The organism is Rhizobium sp. Leaf311 (assembly GCF_001423445.1).
Taxonomy (GTDB): Bacteria; Pseudomonadota; Alphaproteobacteria; order Rhizobiales; family Rhizobiaceae; genus Agrobacterium.
Genome location: NZ_LMNZ01000020.1, coordinates 122,662 through 126,642, shown reverse-complemented (window position 1 = coordinate 126,642; position 3,981 = coordinate 122,662). Strand labels below are relative to the sequence as shown.

3 protein-coding genes and 1 tRNA gene are annotated in these 3,981 nt (G+C 57.6%); 2 read left to right on the top strand and 2 right to left on the bottom strand.

Features of this window, described 5'->3' with window-relative positions; translation table 11 throughout:
- Nucleotides 1-619: 619 nt before the first annotated feature.
- Nucleotides 620-695 (top strand) — tRNA-Val (locus ASF69_RS17410).
- 147 nt (nt 696-842) lie between these two features.
- Here ASF69_RS17410 and ASF69_RS17405 read toward each other — a convergent pair.
- Nucleotides 843-1,061, bottom strand: coding sequence for a hypothetical protein (locus ASF69_RS17405; protein WP_062589473.1), 219 nt, complete (start codon nt 1,059-1,061; stop codon nt 843-845).
- 96 nt (nt 1,062-1,157) lie between these two features.
- On the bottom strand, nt 1,158-2,753 hold the full coding sequence (locus tag ASF69_RS17400; RefSeq protein ID WP_082469770.1) for a S8 family serine peptidase: 1,596 nt from the start codon (nt 2,751-2,753) through the stop codon (nt 1,158-1,160).
- Nucleotides 2,754-3,327: 574 nt separating this feature from the next.
- On the opposite strand from ASF69_RS17400, the gene ASF69_RS23280 reads away from it, so the two are divergent.
- A partial coding sequence (locus ASF69_RS23280) for a hypothetical protein (protein ID WP_162238095.1) occupies nt 3,328-3,981 on the top strand: 654 nt, incomplete at its 3' end.

Here is a 3,981-nt window from a genome sequence, read left to right as displayed (position 1 = left end):
GGGCTCGAACCCGCGACCTCCGGCGTGACAGGCCGGCACTCTAACCAACTGAGCTACACCCGCACATTCCCTAAAGACTGGCCTAAACCGGTCTTACGAACTCGCCTCGGCTGTTCGTTGAGCGGCTAACTAAGGCGTTCGCGTTGGGGTGTCAAGCAGGTTTCACGACAAAAGATTATGCTCATGCATTTTGATTTGCCAAAGACGTGAAGACGCCCGGTTTCCGGGCATTTTTCGTTATCAGTTTTTTTTCGTCAATCGTGCCCACTTATCCACAGACGGTCTCCGCGGATGCCTCAGGCGACCCGCCTGCCCTCCTAACCGGTCCGCTTGAGCATTTTCCGCGATAGGATTCGGCCTGGATCTGACACACCGCAGATCCCGCCGGAGATCGTGGCCGGAGGTCGCACAGTTGTGGATAAGTTTTCATGCCGGTCTCAAACGCCGCAAAGTTCTTGGATTTGCTGGGATTAAGACGATAGCCCGCCGCGAAACCAGCGAACCGGTCCGGACAAAAATCGAAAAAAACAAAAAAACTTCATAAAAGGTCTTGCGGTTTTTTTCCGATCCGAATAGATCACGGCCACCGACGCGGCGGACGTGATCCGCAAGACGCGAAGGGCGATTAGCTCAGTTGGTAGAGCGCCTCGTTTACACCGAGGATGTCGGGAGTTCGAGTCTCTCATCGCCCACCATTTTTCCAGTTAAGACATCATCGAAACTGTTGCGCAGCTCTTTTGAGCACGGCCAATGGTCAATTGCGCGTCTCGGTAGCAGTTGCCGCCTCAATGATTCTCGTTCGGTTGCCCAAGCTTTTCAGCCCGACACACAGGCATCGCTCGTCAGAAATGGCGCGGGAGGTCTTCTTCGATGAGTATGTCGCTTGAGAACTGTTCGCGCAGGGCGCGGATGGCTGCGGCATTGGCTTTGATGCGGCTTTGGCGGCCGAGTATCGAGATGACTGTAACGCCGGGGATCTCAGCGACGATTTGCTGCCAGGCTGGCGGTTGCTCGGCATTGTGGCGGAAAGTCATGATGTACTGTTTCTGCGGGTCGGTCATCGTGTTTGCCGCCTTTCGTAATGAGGTTGCCCTCCTCACCTTGGGTGAGTCTGGGATGGCGCGCAGACTTGCCTCGCGCCATCCTTGCCTCAGGCATCAGTTCACGCGGCTTAGGCCCTCTCCCTGATAGGGTTGAGAAAGACCGATGGACAAGGCTGCCCCTTCGAGTTTCGATCTGGCATATTTTGCGCGGGCCTGAGTTCTTTGCAAGCTCCTGTAGATTGCATCTCGGGAGAGCATGGCAGCCAGCGTAGCAGTTGTGATGGGCGTCGCCATGGAGGTGCCAGACATATCGGCATAGGGGGCCTCGTCCCCTTCCCATGCGGGCACCGTAGAGATGACCGCTGATCCACCCGCCGTGACTGCAATCTCCTTGCCGACATTGGCGTAGGTCGGCAGGAACAGGCCGCCGGTACCGAAGTGATCGGCCTGATTGGGAATAGTGAGACTGGCCATATTGTTCAAAGGGTAGGTCCCGGGCCGTCCGACGGCAGACACCGCCACCGCCAGCGGGTAGCTTGCCGGAGCAAGAACCGGCTGCCCGAAATTGTTGCCCGCCGCACATATGCACAGCGTGCCACGCGCATAAGCCGCGAGCACGGCATCATATTCAATGGCAGACGGATCACCTCCCAGGCTCAGATTGATCAGATCCACCTCGTGCGCAATCGACATGGCATCTATCGCAGACGCGATGTCGCCCTGATTTGCACCCTGCCCCGGCGCAAACACGCGGGCCACGAACACCTCTGCGGCAGGTGCCAGCCCGGCATAGTCGCCGGTGCCCAGCGGCGGGCGCGCTCCAATCAGCCCCGACACATGCGTGCCATGCCACTGAACATCTGCGGTGGCCTCAGGGCCCGGCTGAAAGCAGCCATCGATAAAGGAGCCGGCAGGAATCATATGGTTGAGATAAGGATGCGGCCCCAGCCCGGAATCGATCACACCAATCCGGATACCCTCGCCTGCGGACGGATCGTAAAGGCTGATCCCGGCAAGCTGGTGCCACCACCCCAACGGGCCGCTTTTCGGAAGACAGTCGAGATTGACCGACGTAGCCGTCACCGGATGGACGACAACGCCTGACCAGGCGCCACCGTGGGGCGAAATCTGTGCAGACATCGGGTACCACTGCGCCGGATCAAAGGGAAAAACGGCCAGCCCGTTTGAATCTGTTACCGCGCTGAGACTGCTCGTTTGCGACTGCGCCGATGGCGTGAGTGCGACAAGGCCGAGCTCCACCAGCACTCCAGAAAGCGGTGAGCCCGAAGAGGTCACGGTCATCGTGAACGCAGGCGCGGGTGGAGCGGCATTCTCTTCAACCTCTTCAGTGTCGATAAAGGGGGCCGCCGGAGAACCCCAAGGAGCCATACGCAACGCAGCTGGCCATCGCAGAAACTCCCTCTCGATTATCGTGTCCGGTGAAAGATCACTGTTCTTCGCTCGCAACTCCGCTTCTTCGGCATTGACGACCAGAACACGGCGCAAATCGTCACGGTCGGCACCGCTGTCGCTGACGATCTGCATCGATCCGCCAAGCGTCCGCATCAGTCTTTCGCTGAAATTGCCCTTCGCAGTGCGTCTCGCCCGCCCGTCGCGGTAGGGGGCTATACGATGGGAGATTATGAAGCGTCCTGTCGGACTTTTATGTTCAGGAGGCTGTTCTGAATGATCGGTGGTGTCGGTGGTCATCGCTCGTTTCCCTGATGGCTTACAAGTGGCCGGAACCCTGGTTTTTAAAGCATAATCAAAATTTCAAATACACGCATAACGACTTCTGCGCTTAACAATTGCTCGTTATAAATGTATTTTGGGTTTGCACAACTTTAAAAAGTGCAATATGGGTTTTCGCGTTATGAGGGTGTACGGGTCAATTTAGCGATTACCGGTGGTTGCTTCCCATGACCTAGCTTACATTCCGAACACGTCACAAAGCCCTTTCAACTTTGATTTTGGGAATTGAACCATGACTATCACTACATCTTATGGTTGTACTACAGTGACAACCACAGTCGTTGGCCCGACCGGCTATCTGCATTGCCCACAGACCAATATGCCAGGCTGCAACACGGCAACTGCCGCAAACCTCGGCCCAACCGCATATCTGCATTGCCCGCCGACCAACATCCCAGGCTGCACCACGGTGACTGCCGCAAACCTCGGCCCGACCGCATATTTGAATTGCCCACAGAGCAGCATCCCAGGTTGCCAAACCTCTGTGCAAGGATGTGTTGTACCGCAGAACACTGCCACGCCAATTTGCTCGTTGCCCTTCACATCTGTCTTCTGCGACACCGGCATTCCGCTCGTGTGTGACGGCGCGGCTGCTGCGCCTCAGGCTGCAGCACAGCCACAGGGAATCACGTTCACGCCAATTTGCCAGGTCACGATCACACCCGTCTGCTCGACCGGTATCCCAGTCATCTGCAATGGTGCAGCCGCGCAGCCACAGGCAACGGTCACCCCTCCGACATCTATCGGATGCGGCACCTTCGCCACGATCTGCAAGCCGACGCATATGCATTGCACAGGACCGCAGGCCAATGATCAGCCGCAGAACGTAACCTTCACGCCGATTTGCCAGATCACGAACATCACACCCGTGTGCTCGACCGGCATTCCGGTTGTGTGCAATGGTGCAGCCGCCGCTCCTCAGGCCGCAGCACAGCCTCAGAACCTGACCTTCACGCCAATTTGCCAGGTCACCAACATCACACCCGTGTGCTCGACAGGCATTCCAGTCGTGTGCAATGGTGCAGCCGCCGCTCCTCAGGCCGCAGCACAGCCGCAGAACCTGACCTTCACACCGATTTGCCAGATCACCAACGTCACACCTGTGTGCTCGACGGGCATTCCGGTCGTGTGCAATGGTGCCGCTGCTGCACCACAGGCCGCAGCGCAGCCACAGGGCATTACATTC